The sequence below is a fragment of the Pseudomonas asgharzadehiana genome, from assembly GCF_019139815.1.
In the GTDB taxonomy this organism is placed as follows: Bacteria; Pseudomonadota; Gammaproteobacteria; order Pseudomonadales; family Pseudomonadaceae; genus Aquipseudomonas; species Aquipseudomonas asgharzadehiana.
On sequence record NZ_CP077079.1, the window covers coordinates 27,463 to 45,402 of the forward strand.

The following is a 17,940-nucleotide window of genomic DNA, read 5'->3' on the forward strand; positions in this document are numbered from 1 at the left end:
AGGCACAAAAAAACCGACATCACTGTCGGTTTTTTTGTGGGTGCTCGCTATTTGACCAAGCGCCAGGTAAAGGGATAACGATAGGCAATGCCCTTGTTGGCCTTGATACCGCCAATGATCGTCATCACCACCGTCGCAATCGCCAGGGCGATCATCAGGAAAAACCCGATGACTGCGAACGCCAGCACCATGCAGACCAGCCAGGCAATGGCCACGGTGATCTGGAAGTTCAAGGCCTCCTTGCCCTGATCATCAATGAACGCATCCTTTTCCTTCCTGATTTGCCACAGGATCAGTGGCCCCACGACGCTGCCGAAGGGGAACACAAAGCCCAGGAACGCCGCAAAATGACACAGCATCGCCCCTTGGCGCGCCTCGTAGGACGGCGTGGGTACCAGTGGCTGAGTGTCATTCATGGCGTTTCTCCTTGAGGCCGATTCAGTCAGCCAGTGCGGCGTTTTGCAGTTCGAAGATTTCGTTCATGCCTTTCTGGGCCAGGGCCAGCATGGCGTTCAGCTCGGCCGGCTGGAATGGCGCGCCTTCGGCGGTGCCCTGCACTTCGATGAAACCACCGGTGCTGGTCATTACCACGTTCAGGTCGGTCTCGGCAGCCGAGTCTTCCAGGTAATCCAGATCCAGCACCGGCTCACCCTGATACATGCCCACCGAGACGGCGGCAATCATCTGCTTGAGCGGGTCGCCGCCCTTCAGGCCGCCACGCTTCTTGATCACCTTGAGTGCGTCGACCAGGGCCACCATGGCCCCGGTGATGGATGCAGTGCGGGTGCCGCCGTCAGCCTGGATCACATCGCAGTCGACGTACAGGGTCACATCGCCCAGCTTGGACATATCCAGGGCGGCGCGCAGGGAACGGCCGATCAGACGCTGGATTTCCAGGGTACGCCCGCCTTGCTTGCCACGGCTGGCTTCACGCTGGTTACGCTCGCCGGTGGCACGCGGCAGCATGCCGTATTCGGCGGTCAACCAGCCCTGGCCCTGGCCCTTGAGGAAACGCGGCACGCCGTTTTCGACGCTGACGGTGCAGATCACCTTGGTATCACCAAACTCGACCAATACGGATCCCTCGGCGTGTTTGGTGTAGTTGCGGGTGATGCGGATCGAGCGGAGCTGATCGGCAGCGCGACCACTTGGACGTTTCATAGGGGATACCTGTACGGGGGACGAAAAACTGCCGAGCATTATAGAGCCGCGAGCCGATTCGGGGCACTGCTAAAAAATTCGGTTACGAATGGTCAACTATTGCCCATTGTTTGGGCGCGCTCGGCCCACTGCGCTACAATCCTGCGCCTTCTTAACCATCAGCCCGTGTTTGCGGGACTGCAACGCGAGGTACCTCCATGGTGCACAGCATGACCGCCTTTGCCCGCGTCGAAAAAGCCGGCGCTCAAGGCACCCTGAGCTGGGAACTGCGCTCGGTCAACAGCCGCTACCTGGAGCCGCACCTGCGCCTGCCGGAATCGTTCCGCGACCTTGAAGGCGCCGTGCGTGAAGCCCTGCGCCAGGGCATATCCCGCGGCAAGCTGGAATGCACCCTGCGCTTTACCGAAGAGACCACCGGCAAACCGTTGCAGGTCGACCGCGACCGCGCCGCGCAACTGGTCGCCGCCGCCGAAACCATCGCCAGCCTGATCCAGCAGCCCGCCGCGCTCAACCCCCTGGAAGTGCTGGCCTGGCCCGGCGTGCTGGTGGCCGACGCCACCGACCCGCAAACCCTCAACGCCGAAGCCCTGGCCCTGTTCAACCAGGGCTTGAAGGAACTCAAGGCCGGCCGCGAACGCGAAGGCGCCGAGCTGGCACGCCTGATCAACGAGCGCCTGACTTCGATCGAAGCCGATGTCGTCACCCTGCGCGAGCTGGTCCCGCAAATGCTTGCCACCCAACGCCAGAAGGTGCTCGACCGCTTCACCGACATGAAGGCCGACCTGGACCCCGTGCGCCTGGAGCAGGAAATGGTCCTGCTGGCACAAAAGAGCGACGTCGCCGAAGAACTCGACCGTTTGAGTACCCATATTCTTGAAGTGCGGCGCGTGCTCAAGTCCGGCGGCGCCGCCGGTCGGCGCCTGGACTTCCTGATGCAGGAGCTCAACCGCGAAGCCAATACACTGGGCTCCAAGGCATTCGACCCGCGCAGCACCACCGCTGCGGTCAACCTCAAAGTGTTGATCGAGCAGATGCGCGAACAAGTACAGAATATTGAGTAAGGCAACCTCCATGACCCATAGCACCGGCACCCTTTACATCATTTCCGCCCCTTCGGGCGCGGGCAAAAGCAGCCTGGTCAAGGCGCTGACCGACACCAACGATCAGATCCGCATTTCGATCTCCCACACCACCCGCGCCATGCGCCCAGGCGAGGTGAACGGCGTGCATTATCACTTCGTCGAGCGCACCGAGTTCGTGAAGATGATCGAACACGGTGACTTCCTGGAGCGCGCCGAAGTGTTCGGCAACCTCTATGGCACCTCGCAAAGCCACTTGCAGCAGACCCTGGACGAAGGCCACGACCTGATTCTGGAGATCGATTGGCAGGGCGCCGAGCAAGTCCGCAAGCTGATGCCCCAGGCGCGCTCGATCTTCATCCTGCCGCCGTCGCTTGAAGCCTTGCACCAGCGCCTGACCAACCGCGGCCAGGACAGCGACGAGATCATCGAAGGCCGCATGCGTGAAGCCGTCAGCGAAATGAGCCACTACGTCGACTACGACTACCTGATCATCAATGACGATTTTTCCCACGCACTGGATGATCTAAAGGCGATTTTCCGCGCCAATCAGCTCCAGCAAAAGCGCCAACAGCAGCGTTTCGGCAAATTACTCGCCGAACTGCTGGGTTGAATGGCCCTTCCCAAAACCGCTGCAAGGCCTTTACATTGGCACTCGTAGCGGTTTTGCGAGGGCCTGAGAAAAATCAGCGCTTCCCTAAACGCTGGTGATTTTTTAAACTGCTCAGTCCGCTCGCCCAACCGGGCAGCGCGCATCTTGCATTCGCTCCGAGGAATACCATGGCCCGCGTAACCGTTGAAGACTGCCTAGAACACGTGGATAACCGCTTTGAGCTGGTCATGCTCTCTACCAAGCGTGCCCGTCAACTGGCCACTGGCGGCAAAGAGCCCCTGGTCCAGTGGGAAAACGACAAGCCTACCGTTGTGGCCCTGCGCGAAATCGCTGAAGGCCTGATGAGCTACGAGTTCATTGCCAACGCTGAAATCGTTGAAGACGAACCGCTGTTTGCAGCGTTCGAGGACGAGTCCAACGAGGCCGTCTAAGCCTATGCCTGGTCGACGTAGCACGGCGCGGGGTCACAGCCTTCGGCAGGAGTTCACACTTTGCCGAGCATAGACGCCCTCGCCGATCGCTTATCGACCTACCTCGGCCCCGACCAGGTCAACCTGGTCCGCCGAGCGTATTTCTACGCCGAACAAGCCCACGACGGCCAACGCCGCCGTAGCGGCGAGGCGTATGTCACGCATCCTCTTGCGGTGGCAAATATTCTTGCCGACATGCACATGGACCATCAGAGCCTGATGGCCGCGATGCTGCATGACGTGATCGAAGACACCGGCATCGCCAAGGAAGCGCTCAGTTCGCAATTTGGCGAGACCGTGGCCGAACTGGTCGACGGGGTCAGCAAACTGACCCAGATGAATTTCGAGACCAAGGCCGAAGCCCAGGCCGAAAACTTCCAGAAGATGGCCATGGCCATGGCCCGGGATATCCGGGTGATTCTGGTCAAGCTGGCCGACCGGCTGCACAACATGCGCACGCTGGAAGTGCTGTCCGGCGAAAAGCGCCGACGCATCGCCAAGGAAACCCTGGAAATCTACGCGCCCATCGCCAACCGGCTGGGCATGCACGCCATTCGAATCGAGTTCGAAGACCTCGGTTTCAAGGCCATGCACCCGATGCGTTCGGCGCGCATCTACCAGGCGGTCAAACGCGCCAGGGGCAATCGCAAGGAAATCGTCAACAAGATCGAAGAGTCGCTGAGCCATTGCCTGGCGATCGACGAGATCGAGGGCGAGGTCAGCGGACGGCAGAAGCACATCTACGGCATCTATAAGAAGATGCGCGGCAAGCGCCGGGCCTTCAACGAGATCATGGACGTATACGCGTTCAGGATCATCGTCGACAAGGTCGACACCTGCTACCGCGTGCTGGGCGCTGTACATAATTTGTACAAACCTCTGCCGGGCCGCTTCAAGGACTACATCGCGATTCCCAAGGCCAACGGCTACCAGTCGCTGCATACCACGCTGTTCGGTATGCACGGCGTACCGATCGAGATCCAGATCCGCACCCGCGAGATGGAAGAGATGGCCAACAATGGCATCGCCGCCCACTGGCTGTACAAATCCAGTGGCGACGAGCAGCCAAAAGGCACCCACGCCCGCGCCCGCCAATGGGTCAAAGGCGTGCTGGAAATGCAGCAACGCGCGGGCAACTCCCTCGAATTTATCGAAAGCGTGAAGATCGACCTGTTCCCGGACGAGGTCTACGTGTTCACGCCCAAAGGCCGGATCATGGAGCTGCCCAAAGGCTCCACGGCGGTCGACTTTGCCTACGCCGTGCATACCGATGTCGGCAACAGTTGCATTGCGTGCCGCATCAACCGGCGCCTGGCCCCGCTGTCCGAGCCGCTGCAAAGCGGCTCCACGGTGGAGATCGTCAGCGCACCGGGCGCACGGCCGAACCCGGCGTGGCTCAACTTCGTGGTCACCGGCAAGGCGCGCACGCACATCCGCCACGCGCTGAAACTGCAGCGCCGCTCCGAATCCATCAGCCTCGGCGAACGCCTGCTGAACAAGGTGCTCAACGGTTTCGACAGCGCCCTGGACAAGATCCCGCAAGAGCGCGTGCAAGCAATGCTCCACGAGTATCGCCAGGAGACCATCGAAGACCTGCTGGAAGATATTGGCCTGGGCAACCGCATGGCCTACGTGGTCGCCCGCCGCCTGCTCGGCGAAGGCGAACAGCTGCCAAGCCCGGAAGGCCCGCTGGCGATTCGCGGCACCGAGGGCCTGGTGCTCAGCTACGCCAAGTGCTGCACGCCGATCCCGGGCGACCCGATTGTCGGCCACTTGTCCGCGGGCAAAGGCATGGTGGTGCACCTGGACAACTGCCGCAACATCACCGAAATCCGCCACAACCCGGAAAAATGCATCCAGCTCTCCTGGGCCAAGGATGTCACCGGCGAGTTCAACGTCGAGCTGCGAGTAGAGCTGGAGCACCAGCGCGGCCTGATCGCCCTGCTGGCCAGCAGCGTCAACGCCGCTGACGGCAATATCGAGAAAATCAGCATGGACGAGCGCGATGGCCGCATCAGCGTGGTCCAGCTGGTGGTCAGCGTGCACGACCGCGTGCACCTGGCCCGCGTGATCAAGAAACTGCGCGCCTTGACCGGTGTGATCCGCATTACCCGCATGCGGGCATAGCCTTTCAGATAAGTCATCTCTTACAAGGAGTCATAAATGACCAAGACCGTTATCACCAGCGACAAAGCCCCGGCCGCCATCGGCACCTACTCCCAGGCGATCAAGGCGGGCAACACCGTCTATATGTCCGGCCAGATCCCGCTGGACCCGAAAACCATGGAGCTGGTGGAAGGCTTCGAAGCTCAGACCGTGCAGGTCTTCGAGAACCTCAAGTCCGTGGCCGAAGCCGCCGGCGGTTCGTTCAAGGACATCGTCAAGCTGAACATTTTCCTCACCGACCTGAGCCACTTCGCCAAGGTCAACGAGATCATGGGCAAGTACTTCGAACAGCCTTACCCAGCCCGCGCCGCCATCGGCGTTGCTGCCCTGCCAAAGGGCGCGCAGGTTGAGATGGACGCGATTCTGGTCATCGAGTAAAAACCCGGCGCAGCCTCTAACAGGCTGCGCCGACTTCGTTTTAAAAGGATTTCATGATGCGCAAAGCGCTTGTAGCCACTTCGTTGCTCGCCCTGATGCTCGGCGGCTGCGCCAGCAACCCTGCCGACCTGGATGTGAGCGGCACCTGGATCAATCAGGTCGCCATCGATGCGGCAGCCAAGGGCGGCCCTTTGCGTGAAGCGTTGCAGAGCTTTGGCCCGAACCTCGAATGGGAGGTGAATACCAAGGCCTCCCAGGCACGCTACTACAACGGTTTCGAGGTTGCGGAAGGCAAGTTGCTCGGTGAGAAATCCGGCGCCTGGAGCGTGGACTTCTACGGCAGCTCCGCCACCGAACTCAAGCGTAAAGGCAAACAACTGCTGCAGGTGGCCAACGATAACGAGCCCGAACAGCTGTTTGCCCGCGCCAAAGAGCCCGCACCGGAAGGTGCACCGCTGGGTGCCAACTTCGAACGTGCGCTGTACGCAGCCTATATGGGCGGCGACTGGAAGATCAGCGACGGCTTCGGTAGCGGCGCTATCGTACAGTTCCAGGCGGACGGCAAAGTCGCCGGCCTGCCGGGGGTCGATCGCTATTCGCTGTGCCTGGCCGGAGACTGCGCCTCCATGAGCGGCGGTTATGACAGCATCTGGCTGCAGCTCAACGGCGTCGGCAACCCTTGGATCTTTGTGCGTAAAGGCAAGCAACTGGAGATATTCCAGGCGATCAATACCGCGCGGACGGACGAAGTGCCCCAGTTCACTCCCGGCCCCCGCCAGTGGCTGCTTGAAAAGCAATAAGCAACCCTACACAGATCCAAATGTGGGGGGGGTTGCTCCGATAGCGGTGCATCAGTCGACATCTCTTTGACTGATCTATCGCTATCGGGAGCAAGCCCCCTCCCACATTTTTGATCGCGTTTCAGCCTTTCAGAATCGCCGCGTAGCCTTCACGGTAAGTCGGATACCTCGGCTTCCAGCCCAGCGCCTTGGCGCGCGCATTGCTGCATTGCTTGCTGCCGGCACGGCGCACACTGGCGTCCTCGGACCACTCGGTAACCCCAAGATAGTCACGCAGCCAGGCCACCACCTCAGCCAACGGTGCTGGCGCGTCGTCGACGCCAATGTAGACCTTGTCCAACGAACCGCCCTGTTCCACATGACGCAACAAAAACGCCAGCAACCCCGCAGCGTCATCGGAGTGTATGCGGTTGCCATACAAAGGTGGGTCCACCGCCACACGGTAACCCTGGCGCACCTGGGTCAGCAGCCATTCGCGACCCGGGCCGTAAATACCGGTCAAGCGCACAATGCTCGCGGGTATGCCGCTGCTCAGTGCAACCTGCTCGGCTTCGAGCATGACTTGTCCGGAATACCCCTTAGCCTGAGTGTCCGAGGCTTCATCTACCCACTCACCGTTCTGCTGCCCGTAGACGCTGCTGCTGGACACAAACAGCAAGTGTTTGGGCGCCTGGCCGTAGTCTTCCAGCCACTCCAGCACGTGCTTCAAACCCTGAACGTAAGCAGCGCGATAGCCGGCTTCGTCGTGATCCGTCGCAGCGGCGCAATACACCAGATAATCCACGCCGCCGATGGGCCAAGTGTCGGGGCAGTCCTTTTTGAACAGGTCCCCGGCAATGCCGATGACGCCCTCAGGCAACCGCGAAATATCGCGGCGCAGGCCACGAACCTCCCATTCCGAGGCCAGCAATTGGCTAGCCAGCCGACTACCCACATCGCCGCATCCGGCAATCACAACAGAAGGTGCAGACATCACAAAACTCCGTATTCAAAGGTCTAGGTTAGCCTTCACAGCGGACCGGCGGCCAGAAAAAGCACAAATAAAGTTACTGTATTACTTCTGTTAACAAGAATTACTTGCAATAATGACCGCCCATTTGTCCTCGACCGTCCTAGGTCTGGTAGGGCGCTCACTCATTTTTTCTTCTCAGGTCCGGCCAGCATGACACGTAATACAACCCCCGCTTCGCCAACCAAGCCTCACAGCCCGTCCCGCGCCTGGCGCGCGATTGCTGCGATGCTGTTCAGCGTACTGCTGGCGCCGACCGCCGCATTCGCTGATGCCACCGCTCCAGCCACCCCGGTTGCCGCCGAGCAAAATGCCGCTGCCCCGGCCGCACCTGTCGCAGCGCCAGATGCCGCCAACCCGGCCGCGCCCGCCGACGCGCAAGACACCGGCGTCGTGCTGGAAGAAGACAACACCCTGGGCATGGCCCACGACCTGTCGCCATGGGGCATGTACCAGAACGCTGACGTCGTGGTGAAAGCCGTGATGATCGGCCTCGCCATCGCTTCGATCATCACGTGGACCATCTGGATCGCCAAGGGCTTCGAACTGCTGGGCGCCAAACGTCGTCTGCGCACTGAAATCGTCCACCTGAAGAAGGCGGCCACCCTCAAGGAAGCGAGTGAAAGCGCAACCAAAAAAGGCACACTGGCCAACCTGTTGGTGCACGACGCCCTGGAAGAAATGCGCCTGTCGGCCAATACCCGCGAAAAAGAAGGCATCAAGGAGCGTGTCAGCTTCCGCCTCGAGCGCCTGGTAGCGGCTTGCGGCCGTAACATGAGCAGCGGCACCGGCGTACTCGCCACTATCGGTTCCACCGCCCCCTTCGTCGGCCTGTTCGGCACCGTGTGGGGCATCATGAACAGCTTTATCGGCATCGCCAAAACCCAGACCACCAACCTCGCCGTCGTTGCCCCCGGCATCGCCGAAGCCCTGCTGGCCACGGCCCTGGGCCTGGTTGCCGCGATCCCTGCGGTGGTGATCTACAACGTCTTCGCCCGTTCGATTGCCGGCTACAAGGCCCAGGTATCCGACGCGTCGGCAGAAGTGTTGCTGCTGGTCAGCCGCGACCTCGATCACCTGCCTACCGAGCGCAGCTCGCAACCGCACATGGTGAAAGTGGGGTAATCGGCCATGGGCCTGCATTTGAATCAAGGCGACGACGAACTCGTCGAGAACCACGAAATCAACGTCACGCCGTTCATCGACGTGATGCTGGTATTGCTCATCATCTTCATGGTGGCCGCACCGCTGGCCACCGTGGATATCAAGGTCGACCTCCCTGCGTCCAGCGCCAAGCCCGCGCCGCGGCCGGAGAAGCCGATCTTCCTCAGCGTCAAGGCGGACCAACGCCTGTTCCTGGGTGAAGAAGAAGTGAAAACCGAAACCCTGGGCCCGGTGCTCGACGCCAAGACCCAAGGCAAGAAGGACACGACGATCTTCTTCCAGGCCGACAAAGGCGTGGATTACGGCGACCTGATGAGCGTGATGGATGCCCTGCGGGCAGCCGGCTACCTCAAGGTGGGCCTGGTCGGACTTGAGACGGCAGCCAAGAAATGATCACGACGCGCCACAAACTGACGCGTTATGGCACCAGCCTCGCCGTCGTGCTGGGCGTGCATGCCGTCGCGATTGCCATCGCGCTCCACTGGTCGGCGCCGCGCACGGTGCAACTGCCACCGGCCGCCATGGTCATCGACCTGGCACCGATGCCCGCGCCACCGCCGCCGGCCCCGCCGAAAGTGGTCACGCCGCCGCAGCCGCCCGCTCCGGTAGAAGAGTTGCCTTTGCCGAAACTGGCCGAGGCGCCCAAGCCGACGATCCAGGTGCCTAAGCCGGTCAAGCCCAAGCCCAAACCTCAGCCGCCCAAGCCGGTAGAGAAAAAGATCGAACCGCCCAAGGAAAAACCTTCCGAGGACCCACCGAGCGACGCGCCGCCAACCCAGGCGCCCGCTGAAAAATCGGCCCAGCCGGTGCCTGGCCCATCGCCGCAGCAGATCGCAGCCAAGGCATCCTGGGAAGGCACCCTGTTGGCGCACTTGCAGAAGTACAAGAAGTACCCGCCAGGCGCTCAGGCCCGTGGCAAGGAAGGCCTGAACCGCCTGAAATTCGTCGTCGATGCCGATGGCAACGTACTGTCCTACGAGTTGGTGGGCCGTTCCGGCAACGCCGACCTGGACCGTGCAACCCTGGACATGATCCGTCGTGCCCAACCGCTGCCCAAGCCACCGGCTGACATGTTGAAAGGTGGCAGTATCGAGATCGTTGCACCGTTCGTGTACAACATCGAAAAACGTCGACGCTAAGCCTCTGCGTGGGCACTCTCGGGTGCCCACGGTTGCCGCTCCCTCCCCTCGCACAGCCTTCAACCTGAACCGGGATTGAACAGGTTGTGTGCACACCCAATCTTCACTTGTAACACTTCATTGCAACGCCAATCATCCGCGAACAGTTCTCATTAGTGGATAGCCGGTGTGCGCAACCTCGCCCGATTGACCCTCGCCCTGCTTGCGTTTCCGGTCGCCGCCCAGGCCGATCGACTGGTCACGCTGGACATTCAAAACCACACCTTCACCCCTTCAAGCTTCGAAGTGCCTGCGGGCGAACGCTTTCGGATCCAGCTCACCAGCCATGACGAGAGCGTCGATGAGTTCGAAAGCTATGACATGAAGTTCGAAAAAATCATTGTTCCCGGCAACACCGTCACGGTGTTCGCCGGCCCGCTGCACCCAGGCACCTACACCTTCTTCGATGACTACCACCCAGACCAGGCCAAAGGCACGGTCACCGCCATCGCGGCGAAGGAGTAGGCCATGCTCGCGTGTCTATTGATTGTGTTTCGCGAAGTGCTGGAAGCCGGGATCGTGGTCGGGATCGTCATGGCCGCCACCCAGGGGCTGGCGCGACGCGGCCTGTTTATCGGCGGCGGGATCGCCGCAGGCGTATTGGGTGCGGGCCTTCTGGCGCTGTTTACCGGGGCAATCACCCAGGCGCTGCAAGGGTTCGGTCAAGAAATTTTCAACGCGGCGATTCTGATCGTGGCGGTCTTCATGCTCGGCTGGCACAACCTGTGGATGGCCACCCATGGACGTGAGCTGGCGGCACAACTGCGCAGCGCCGGCAATGCGGTGCTGCGTGGGGAAAAATCACTCTGGGCGCTCGCTGTGGTGATCACCGTGGCGGTGTTGCGCGAAGGCTCCGAGATCGTCCTGTTCCTGTATGGCATTGCCGCCTCGACCCACACCGACCCACTGACGATGCTGGCCGGCGGCGTGCTTGGCATCTTCGCCGGCGCAGCGCTGTCGTGGCTGCTGTATCGCGGCCTGATCGCCGTCAGCCTCAAGCGCCTGTTCTCGATCACCGCCTGGATGATCGCGCTGCTCGCCGCCGGTATGGCCGGACGCGCCGCCGCGATCCTCGCCGGTATCGACCTGATTCCTGCCTGGGGCTATCAGCTCTGGGACACTTCCTGGCTGGTGTCCGACGCCAGCCTCACCGGCAGGGCGCTGCAAGCGCTGGTGGGCTACACCGATCGACCGCTGGGTGTTCAGCTGGTTGCCTGGGTGGTCACGTTGCTGCTTCTGGTGACGGGCAGTCGATTGCTTCACTCACGTTCCACCTCCCACGGAGCTACCCCATGAAACCTTTGAGCAAACCCTTGGCCGCCGCGTTGATACTCGTCGGCGGCGCGGCCATGTCCACCCTCGCCCAAGCCCGCGAATACCCGATTGGCGGCCCGGTGCAGGCCAATGACATGGAAATCGCATCGTCCTACCTGGTGGGCATCGAAATGGCGCCCATGCCGCCAGGCATGGTCATGAGCAAGGACTCGGTACACCTGGAAACCGACGTCCACGCCACCGCCGATAACAAGTACGGCCTGGCCAACGGTGAATGGGTACCGTACCTGACCATCACCTACTCGCTGATCAAGCAAGGCGCGCCGGACTACAAGGAGATCGGCACGCTGCTGCCGATGGTCGCCAAAGACGGTGCCCATTATGCCAACAACGTGAAGATGGACGGCCCCGGCACCTACACCGTGGTACTGCGCTACGAAAGCCCGCAGATCAAGGGGTTTTTCCATCACGTCGACAAAGAAACCGGTGTGCCTGAATGGTGGTCTCCCTTCACCAAAACCTTCACATTCAAGTACCCACAGAGTTGAGTCCCTGCTTACGACAGCCGATTAGCGGGTGTCGTAAGCACCACTGTGTCTGATAACGTGCGTCTATCGATTGCAGCCGGTATGCTTGGCCCGCAACCTCATGGACGCCCGCTATGACTCTTACAGAATTACGCTACATCGTGACCCTCGCCCAAGAACAACACTTCGGCCACGCGGCTGAGCGTTGCCACGTCAGCCAGCCGACGCTGTCGGTGGGCGTGAAAAAGCTTGAAGACGAACTCGGTGTGCTGATTTTCGAGCGCAGCAAAAGCGCCGTGCGCCTCACTCCCGTGGGCGAAGGTATCGTGGCCCAGGCTCAAAAAGTACTGGAGCAAGCGCAGAGCATTCGCGAGCTGGCCCAGGCCGGCAAGAACCAGCTGACTGCCCCGCTCAAGGTCGGCGCGATCTACACCGTCGGCCCGTATCTGTTCCCGCACCTGATCCCGCAACTGCACCGCGTTGCCCCGCAGATGCCGCTGTATATCGAAGAAAACTTCACCCACGTATTGCGCGACAAACTGCGCAACGGCGAGCTGGACGCGATCATCATCGCCCTGCCGTTCAACGAGGCGGACGTACTCACCCTGCAGCTCTACGACGAGCCCTTCCAGGTGCTGATGCCCGCCTCACACCCGTGGACCCAGAAAACCACCATCGACGCCGGGCTGCTCAACGACAAGAGCCTGCTGCTGCTGGGCGAAGGCCACTGCTTCCGCGACCAGGTGCTGGAAGCCTGCCCAACCCTCACCAAGGGCAACGACGGCGCCAAGCACACCACGGTGGAGTCCAGCTCCCTGGAAACCATCCGCCACATGGTCGCCTCCGGCCTGGGTATCTCGATCCTGCCGCTGTCGGCGGTGGACAGCCATCACTACGCCCCCGGCGTGATCGAAGTGCGCCCACTGACGCCGCCGGTGCCGTTCCGTACCGTGGCGATCGCCTGGCGCGCGAGTTTCCCGCGGCCCAAAGCGATTGAGATCCTCGCCGACTCGATCCGCCTATGCTCGGTGGCCAAGCCGCCTGCCGCTGCGAGCTGAAAACCGTATGACCGAGTTGTCGCAGGTGTCGGTGACGGCACTCAAGGGTGTCGGTGAAGCCATGGCCGAGAAGTTGGCCAAGGTCGGCCTGGAAAACCTCCAGGACGTGCTGTTCCACCTGCCCCTGCGCTACCAGGACCGCACCCGCGTGGTACCCATCGGCCAATTGCGCCCTGGGCAGGATGCGGTGGTCGAAGGCACGGTCAGCGGCGCCGACGTGGTGATGGGCAAGCGTCGCAGCCTGGTCGTGCGCCTGCAGGACGGCACCGGCGGCCTGAGCCTGCGCTTCTACCATTTCAGCAACGCGCAGAAGGACGGCCTCAAGCGGGGTACCCGCGTACGCTGCTACGGCGAAGCGCGCCCCGGGGCGTCCGGCCTGGAGATCTACCACCCTGAATACCGTGCGATTACCGGCGACGAACCGCCGCCGGTAGACACCACCCTCACGCCGATTTATCCGCTTACCGAAGGCCTTACCCAGCAGCGCCTGCGCCAGCTATGCATGCAGACGCTGACGATGCTCGGCCCCAAGAGCCTGCCCGACTGGCTGCCCCTGGAACTGGCCCGCGATTATCAATTGGCGCCGCTGGATGACGCGATTCGCTATTTGCATAACCCGCCGGCCGATGCCGATGTCGACGAACTGGCCCTGGGTCATCACTGGGCCCAGCACCGCCTGGCTTTCGAAGAACTGCTCACCCATCAGTTGTCCCAGCAGCGCCTGCGCGAAAGCATGCGTTCCCTGCGCGCGCCGGCGATGCCCAAGGCCACGCGCCTGCCCGCGCAATACCTGGCCAACCTCGGTTTTGCGCCCACCGGTGCCCAGCAGCGCGTTGGCAATGAAATCGCCTACGACCTCAGCCAGCAAGAGCCGATGCTGCGTCTGATCCAGGGCGACGTGGGCGCCGGCAAGACCGTGGTCGCCGCCCTCGCCGCCTTGCAGGCACTGGAGGCGGGCTATCAGGTGGCGTTGATGGCGCCAACCGAGATCCTTGCCGAGCAGCACTTCATCACCTTCAAGCGCTGGCTCGAACCGCTGGGCCTGGAAGTGGCATGGCTGGCCGGCAAGCTCAAGGGCAAGAACCGCGCAGCGGCCCTGGAACAGATCGCCGGCGGCGCGCCGATGGTGGTGGGCACCCACGCGCTGTTCCAGGACGAAGTGCAGTTCAAGAACCTGGCCCTGGTGATCATCGACGAGCAACACCGCTTCGGCGTGCAACAACGCCTGGCCCTGCGCCAAAAAGGCGTGGGCGGGCGCATGAACCCGCACCAGTTGATCATGACCGCCACACCAATCCCCCGCACCCTGGCCATGAGCGCCTACGCCGACCTCGACACCTCGATCCTCGACGAACTGCCGCCAGGGCGTACCCCGGTCAACACCGTGCTGGTCACCGACACCCGGCGGGTGGAAGTGATTGAACGCGTACGCGGCGCGTGCGCAGAAGGGCGCCAGGCGTATTGGGTGTGCACGCTGATCGAAGAGTCCGAAGAGCTGACCTGCCAGGCCGCCGAAACCACCTTCGAGGACCTCACCAGCGCCCTCGGCGAACTCAAGGTCGGGCTGATTCACGGGCGTATGAAACCAGTGGAAAAAGCGGCGGTGATGGCCGAATTCAAGGCCGGCAATCTGCAATTGCTGGTGGCCACCACGGTGATTGAAGTCGGCGTGGACGTGCCCAACGCCAGCTTGATGATCATCGAAAACCCAGAGCGCCTGGGCCTGGCGCAACTGCACCAGCTGCGCGGCCGCGTGGGCCGGGGCAGTGCGGCCAGCCACTGCGTATTGTTGTATCACCCTCCGCTGTCACAGATCGGCCGTCAGCGCCTGGGCATCATGCGCGAGACCAACGACGGTTTTGTCATTGCCGAAAAAGACCTGGAACTGCGCGGCCCTGGCGAAATGCTCGGTACTCGCCAGACCGGCCTGTTGCAATTCAAGGTCGCCGACCTGATGCGTGACGCCGATTTGTTGCCTGCCGTACGCGATGCGGCGCAAGCCCTGCTGGAACGCTGGCCGGATCACGTCAGCCCGCTGCTGGATCGCTGGCTGCGCCACGGGCAGCAATACGGCCAAGTGTGACGCCTGACTCACTTAAGCGACCTACAGATGTATCAAGCTGGTTATACTTCGGTGACTGTACGAATTTGGATCAGGCCATGTCAGAAGTTGCTCTCGCCACAGCCCCACTGACCGCCCCGCCGGTCATTCGGGCTCTGCTCGCAAAACTCGCCATCCCCTACGCGGAAGTCATCGAACATCCGGGCCTGAATCCAGCACGAAAGGTCCAGGCGGTGCTGGCGGAAGATGCGGTGGGCGCACTGATGGTGCTGTTTCCGCAAAACCAGTTGCTCGACCTCAACCGCCTCACCGAACTCACCGGCCGCCGCCTCACGGCGGTGCCGCCGGAACGCGTCAGGCGCATGCTGGACAAGCATGAGCTGAGCCTGCTGCCCGGGTTGCCGGCACTTACCAGTTCGCCATGTCTGTACGAAGGCAGCCTGCTCAACGAGCCGAGTCTGCTGGTGCACTCTGGCGAAGCCGGGTTACTGCTGGAAATCGCCAGTGACGCCTTCAAAACCATGCTCACCAAGGCCAGCGCCGCGCAGTTCGGCGAGCCGCTGAGCAATATCCGCCCCAACCTCGACCGCCCCAACGATGACCGCGAGGAAATCACTCAGGCCATGCAGGCGTTCACCGCGCGCCGCATTCAGCAGCGCCTGGAAGCGACTATCGAGATTCCGCCGCTGGCCGACACCGCGCAAAAGATCATCAAGCTGCGCGTGGACCCCAATGCGACCATCGACGACATCACCGGCGTGGTCGAAACCGACCCGGCGCTGGCGGCTCAAGTGGTGAGCTGGGCAGCGTCCCCGTACTACGCATCACCGGGCAAGATCCGCTCGGTGGAAGACGCCATCGTCCGCGTGCTGGGCTTTGACCTGGTCATCAACCTGGCGCTGGGCCTGGCCCTGGGCAAAACCCTGAGCCTGCCCAAAGATCACCCCCACCAGGCCACGCCGTACTGGCACCAGTCGATCTACACCGCCGCCGTGATCGAAGGCCTGACCCGTGCCATGCCCCGCGCCCAGCGCCCGGAAGCCGGCCTGACTTACCTCGCCGGCCTGCTGCACAACTTCGGTTACCTGCTGCTGGCCCACGTGTTTCCGCCGCACTTCTCACTGATCTGCCGCCATCTGGAGGTCAACCCGCACCTGTGCCACAGCTACGTGGAACAGCACCTGCTGGGCATCAGCCGCGAACAGATCGGTGCCTGGCTGATGCGCTATTGGGACATGCCGGATGAACTGTCCACCGCCCTGCGCTTCCAGCACGACCCGACCTACGACGGCCAATACGCCGAATACCCGAACCTGGTGTGCCTGGCCGTGCGCCTGTTGCGCAGCCGCGGGATTGGATCCGGGCCGGATGAAACCATCCCGGATGCGTTGCTGGAGCGTCTGGGCTTGAGCCGCGAAAAGGCTGAGGAAGTGGTCGCCAAGGTGCTGGACGCCGAAGTGCTGTTGCGAGAGCTGGCCTCTCAGTTCAGCCAAGGCTGAATGTATAACCTGTCAGGCCGCTATCGGGAGCCACTCGGTTTTATTGAAAAACCTCAGTTCTTCTTTTTCTTCGGCCGCAAATACTTGGTCAACCCCTGGAACCAGATCACCAGCGCCGGGTTGCCCTTGATCTGGATCGACTTGTCCTGAATCCCCGTCATGAACGCCAATTGCTTATTCTTCGCCTGCATCGTGGCGAAGCCGTAGGCCGCATCCTTGAACGCAATCGCGAACGCCGGCGCCGGGTGAACCCCTGAGCGGCTGGTAATACGCTGGTCTTTGACGATGAAGTGACGGGCAACCTTGCCGTCGAGGGTCTGCAACTGGAACGCCAGGTCTTTGTCACCCAACTGTTGCTGGAAGGCAGGATTGGTGCGGCTGGCTTTGCCCATCATCAGGCCCAGCACCCACAAGAGAAGACGAAATTTCATGCACGCGGCCTCGGTGTCATTATTAAGTGGCCGCAGCAGTGTAACCAATTGCAAGCAGAACGCCACCGATCTAGCGCTTTAGGCGCAGATCGGCTGGCGTTTAACGCTTATAGCAACATCTTACTCAAACGTTAGGGCAAGGCACCGGCGCCCAGTCGGCCAGGTTTGGATCGCGGCAGGTGCCTTCGATCTGTGCCTTACCGGCGCTGGCGACTTTCTTGCTTTCATCCTGCTTGTTCTGGGCGGTCTGGAAGGTTTTCTCGGTGGAGACCGCTTCGGTAGGGACGGTTGGAAGCGGCGGCTTCTTCGGCGGCTTGGTACCGGTGCCTTTCTTCTTGTTGGCCGGCGGCACGACAGGCGTTACATCGGCCTTGGCCACGGTGACCACGTCGGCACGCTGCACGCCGACCTGTTGCAGGTCTTTCTCGTAGGCCTGGGTGTAGTTGTTCAGGTCTTCGGCAGCCTTGCCATTGACCGCAACGATCAGGTCATTGGATTCCTTCAGGCCCGCGACGATTTCCGCCAGGCGCTTGCGGCCTTCGGTGTCGTTGACCGTCTTGGCCTTGCGGTCCGAGACCAGCTTGGTGAACGCGCTCTGGTAGCACTGCTGGGACGCCTTGGCATACGCCGTGCTGCGATCGATATCGGAAGCGCTTTTGTTCACGTCAGCGGCATAGGAGGCGATGCGCTGGTTGTCATCGGCGATCTGCTTCTGACGCTCGGTGTAGTAACCCGCCGCGCCGCCGGCCAGGGCACCACCGGCTGCGCCGATCGCGGCGTTACGACCGCGCTTTTCCTTGTCGCCGGTCAGGGCGCCCAGCAAGGCACCGCCGGCAGCGCCGATGGCCGCGCCAGTGACAACCGACTTGGTCATGTTCGAATCGGTGGCACGCAGGTGCTGTACCGGCTCGTAGCAGTTGGGGTAGTACTCGACTTTTGTGCTGGACGCGACCTTGGAGGCCGGCGATGTCGCACAACCGGTCAGCACCGTGCTGAAGCCGGCCGCGATCAGCAGCAAATGACGCTTGGAAACCGCCTTACGGGAAAAAAGCATAAGTTGTGTTCTCTTC

The 17,940-nt window shown here is 61.8% G+C and carries 20 protein-coding genes; 15 read left to right on the forward strand and 5 right to left on the reverse strand.

Annotated features, from left to right (window positions below):
- Positions 1-47 precede the first annotated feature (47 nt).
- Positions 48-416, reverse strand: a complete 369-nt coding sequence (locus tag KSS96_RS00145; RefSeq protein ID WP_017526813.1) for a DUF4870 domain-containing protein — start codon at positions 414-416, stop codon at positions 48-50.
- Between the two features lie 22 nt (positions 417-438).
- A complete protein-coding gene (gene rph / locus KSS96_RS00150) occupies positions 439-1,161 on the reverse strand; it encodes a ribonuclease PH (protein ID WP_017526812.1) in 723 nt (240 codons plus the stop codon).
- A gap of 197 nt (positions 1,162-1,358) precedes the next feature.
- Here rph and KSS96_RS00155 point away from each other — a divergent pair, with 197 nt between their 5' ends.
- The 6 genes from KSS96_RS00155 (at position 1,359) to KSS96_RS00180 (ending at position 6,667) form a co-directional block, all read left to right on the forward strand.
- A complete protein-coding gene (locus tag KSS96_RS00155; RefSeq protein ID WP_065879254.1) occupies positions 1,359-2,222 on the forward strand; it encodes a YicC/YloC family endoribonuclease in 864 nt (287 codons plus the stop codon).
- A 10-nt stretch (positions 2,223-2,232) separates the two neighbouring features.
- The gene (gmk, locus tag KSS96_RS00160) at positions 2,233-2,853 is read left to right on the forward strand and encodes a guanylate kinase (RefSeq protein WP_017526810.1); all 621 of its coding nucleotides are present in this window, start codon (positions 2,233-2,235) and stop codon (positions 2,851-2,853) included.
- A gap of 167 nt (positions 2,854-3,020) precedes the next feature.
- Positions 3,021-3,284 carry a DNA-directed RNA polymerase subunit omega gene (gene rpoZ, locus KSS96_RS00165; RefSeq protein WP_003176920.1) on the forward strand — a complete coding sequence of 88 codons (264 nt, stop codon included), beginning with the start codon at positions 3,021-3,023 and terminating at the stop codon, positions 3,282-3,284.
- 60 nt (positions 3,285-3,344) lie between these two features.
- The gene (gene spoT / locus KSS96_RS00170) at positions 3,345-5,450 is read left to right on the forward strand and encodes a bifunctional GTP diphosphokinase/guanosine-3',5'-bis pyrophosphate 3'-pyrophosphohydrolase (protein ID WP_003176921.1); all 2,106 of its coding nucleotides are present in this window, start codon (positions 3,345-3,347) and stop codon (positions 5,448-5,450) included.
- 36 nt (positions 5,451-5,486) lie between these two features.
- Positions 5,487-5,867 (forward strand): RidA family protein, encoded by a 381-nt coding sequence (locus tag KSS96_RS00175; RefSeq protein ID WP_003176922.1) that lies wholly within the window; start codon positions 5,487-5,489, stop codon positions 5,865-5,867.
- Positions 5,868-5,923: 56 nt separating this feature from the next.
- Complete coding sequence (locus tag KSS96_RS00180) at positions 5,924-6,667, forward strand: hypothetical protein (RefSeq protein WP_017526809.1); 744 nt, start codon at positions 5,924-5,926, stop codon at positions 6,665-6,667.
- 121 nt (positions 6,668-6,788) lie between these two features.
- Here the strand turns inward: KSS96_RS00180 and KSS96_RS00185 are convergent, their stop codons facing one another.
- Positions 6,789-7,640, reverse strand: coding sequence for an SDR family oxidoreductase (locus KSS96_RS00185; RefSeq protein WP_137220063.1), 852 nt, complete (start codon positions 7,638-7,640; stop codon positions 6,789-6,791).
- Positions 7,641-7,829: 189 nt separating this feature from the next.
- Here KSS96_RS00185 and exbB point away from each other — a divergent pair, with 189 nt between their 5' ends.
- From exbB to KSS96_RS00230, 9 genes are all read left to right on the forward strand, one after another.
- Positions 7,830-8,801 carry a tonB-system energizer ExbB gene (gene exbB / locus KSS96_RS00190; RefSeq protein WP_065879252.1) on the forward strand — a complete coding sequence of 324 codons (972 nt, stop codon included), beginning with the start codon at positions 7,830-7,832 and terminating at the stop codon, positions 8,799-8,801.
- 6 nt (positions 8,802-8,807) lie between these two features.
- Positions 8,808-9,233: a TonB system transport protein ExbD gene (gene exbD / locus KSS96_RS00195; protein ID WP_017526806.1), complete on the forward strand. Its 426-nt coding sequence runs from the start codon at positions 8,808-8,810 to the stop codon at positions 9,231-9,233.
- A complete protein-coding gene (locus KSS96_RS00200) occupies positions 9,230-9,979 on the forward strand; it encodes a TonB family protein (protein ID WP_017526805.1) in 750 nt (249 codons plus the stop codon). The genes exbD and KSS96_RS00200 overlap by 4 nt, the downstream gene beginning before the upstream one ends.
- Before the next feature lie 168 nt (positions 9,980-10,147).
- Positions 10,148-10,483: a cupredoxin domain-containing protein gene (locus tag KSS96_RS00205; RefSeq protein WP_017526804.1), complete on the forward strand. Its 336-nt coding sequence runs from the start codon at positions 10,148-10,150 to the stop codon at positions 10,481-10,483.
- Positions 10,484-10,486: 3 nt separating this feature from the next.
- Positions 10,487-11,314: an FTR1 family iron permease gene (locus tag KSS96_RS00210; RefSeq protein WP_017526803.1), complete on the forward strand. Its 828-nt coding sequence runs from the start codon at positions 10,487-10,489 to the stop codon at positions 11,312-11,314.
- Positions 11,311-11,841: an iron transporter gene (locus KSS96_RS00215; RefSeq protein ID WP_017526802.1), complete on the forward strand. Its 531-nt coding sequence runs from the start codon at positions 11,311-11,313 to the stop codon at positions 11,839-11,841. Before KSS96_RS00210 ends, KSS96_RS00215 begins: the two co-directional genes overlap by 4 nt.
- A gap of 113 nt (positions 11,842-11,954) precedes the next feature.
- Complete coding sequence (locus KSS96_RS00220; protein ID WP_003176928.1) at positions 11,955-12,878, forward strand: hydrogen peroxide-inducible genes activator; 924 nt, start codon at positions 11,955-11,957, stop codon at positions 12,876-12,878.
- 7 nt (positions 12,879-12,885) lie between these two features.
- Complete coding sequence (recG, locus tag KSS96_RS00225; RefSeq protein WP_017526801.1) at positions 12,886-14,961, forward strand: ATP-dependent DNA helicase RecG; 2,076 nt, start codon at positions 12,886-12,888, stop codon at positions 14,959-14,961.
- A gap of 77 nt (positions 14,962-15,038) precedes the next feature.
- Positions 15,039-16,439, forward strand: a complete 1,401-nt coding sequence (locus KSS96_RS00230; protein ID WP_217855558.1) for an aminoacyl-tRNA deacylase and HDOD domain-containing protein — start codon at positions 15,039-15,041, stop codon at positions 16,437-16,439.
- Between the two features lie 53 nt (positions 16,440-16,492).
- Here KSS96_RS00230 and KSS96_RS00235 read toward each other — a convergent pair whose 3' ends face one another.
- Positions 16,493-16,870: a hypothetical protein gene (locus KSS96_RS00235; protein WP_017526799.1), complete on the reverse strand. Its 378-nt coding sequence runs from the start codon at positions 16,868-16,870 to the stop codon at positions 16,493-16,495.
- Between the two features lie 124 nt (positions 16,871-16,994).
- Complete coding sequence (gene tagQ / locus KSS96_RS00240; protein ID WP_017526798.1) at positions 16,995-17,924, reverse strand: type VI secretion system-associated lipoprotein TagQ; 930 nt, start codon at positions 17,922-17,924, stop codon at positions 16,995-16,997.
- Positions 17,925-17,940: the final 16 nt, after the last annotated feature.